Raw genomic sequence first — 1,538 nt, 5'->3', positions numbered from 1 at the left:
CATCATTGACGAGTGATCCGCTCGTTCCGGGGGGCCGCCGGGGCCATCAACGATCTGCGCATTCTGATGACGTTCAACCCGCTATCTCCGACACACAAAGAAGTGCATCGGCAGATTGGTACGGGGTGCAATACCGGTCGTCAGATCGGTGAGCGCGCTCATCCAGAACTTCGCACCCTCACCGCCGGTGCCGGGGGCTAAAAGATGAGCGGGGCGAGGGTTTGGGCTCGTTGTCGCATCGAGTCGACGTGACTGAGGAGTGCGTCTGTGCGCGTAGAAGGTCCCGAGAGGCACAGCGCTCCTGCGGTGTCACCGTCTGGGCCGGCGAGCGGGACTGCCACGCAGGCGAGGTGCGCTTCGAGTTCCTCGATCTGTGTCGAGAGATTCGTCGCGTGAATGGTGTGAAGTTCGTCGCGTAGTGCCGCTAAGTCGGTGATGGTCTGGGGTGTCAGTCTGGTGAGTGCTGTTCTGGGGAGGAGTTCGCGCCACTCGGTCCTTTCGGCAAGAAGCAGTTTGCCAGCCGCGGATGCGTGGAGGTACCGAACGAGTTCTCGCTCGGCCCGCACAGGGTGGTCGGGATCGGCGTCGAGGACTCGAACTGATCCTGCGTGGAAGGCGATGATGTGCACGGCGAACCTGACGCTCTCGCGTAGTTCTGCGATGTGGTGTCGGGCCGCGGTGGACACCTCAGGTGTAGTCACTGCGGCGATCAGGCCGCCGAGGCGCTTGCCGAGGCCGAATCCGCGGAGGTCGGATGTCCGTACCAGATACTCCTCACCGACGAGCGCGTTGAGGATTCGATAAGCGGTCGCCGGCGGCATGTGCAGAGCGGCTGCGATCTCCTTGGCGGTGACGCCCAGTCCCAGTCCCGCGACGGCCTCGATGATGCGCATCGAGTTCGACATGGCGCTGGGATGGTGGCGCGTCGGATCGCGCGGGGGGTTCACCGGAACGGCGCCGCATTGAGAAGGTCGGCGCGTTGCGTCTCGTCGTAGATGCCGACCGCTGCCAGGCGTGCGGGGGCGAAGATCCGCAGCGCCAAGGTGAACAGGATCGATGCGATGACCACTGCGCCATAGACGGCGAGTAGGGCGCTGCCGTCGCGCACTGCGAACAGCACGGCGTTGACCGCCAGGCACAGCAGCACGCTGGTGGTGCTGATCGCGAGTATCCAGACCGCGGGGGTGGATTCGCCGATGCGGCGCAACAGGATCGGTGCAGATATACACGCAGCCAGGTAGCTGCCGAGATAGCCGCAAGCGCTGAGTGTGAGGAAGATCCGCAATCCTTCCTCCGGGGTGGCCCCAGCGACCAGAATCGCGACCGGGATCGCGGTGATCGCTGCCATGGCCGTGGCGATCGCCCAGGCGGGTGTCTGGAATCGGTGGTGGGTGCGCCCGAACTGCTTTGGTGCGACGCCTTCACGGCCCATGCAGAACAGCACCCGTACCAAGGCGTTGACCGATGCCAAGGTGCAGGCGAAGAACGAGGCGGCGATGCCGATGTCGAGGATGCACGCCAGCGCGGTCGATCCATCG

General features: G+C 64.6%; 1 protein-coding gene and 1 pseudogene. Both read right to left on the bottom strand.

The window, feature by feature from the left end:
• Window positions 1–197 precede the first annotated feature (197 nt).
• Window positions 198–905, bottom strand: a complete 708-nt coding sequence (locus tag ACRDUX_RS16085; protein ID WP_526415012.1) for an IclR family transcriptional regulator — start codon at window positions 903–905, stop codon at window positions 198–200.
• 38 nt (window positions 906–943) lie between these two features.
• Window positions 944–1,538, bottom strand: a pseudogene (locus ACRDUX_RS16080) (APC family permease); the annotation flags it as partial.

Source organism: Mycobacterium sp. (genome assembly GCF_050701675.1).
Lineage (GTDB): Bacteria > Actinomycetota > Actinomycetes > Mycobacteriales > Mycobacteriaceae > Mycobacterium.
This window is presented reverse-complemented; position numbering and strand designations above follow the sequence as displayed.

Excerpts from the sequence above, each read along its gene's own strand:
- ACRDUX_RS16085 (WP_526415012.1), bottom strand. The coding sequence starts at position 905 with ATGTCGAACTCGATGCGCATCATCGAGGCCGTCGCGGGACTGGGACTG.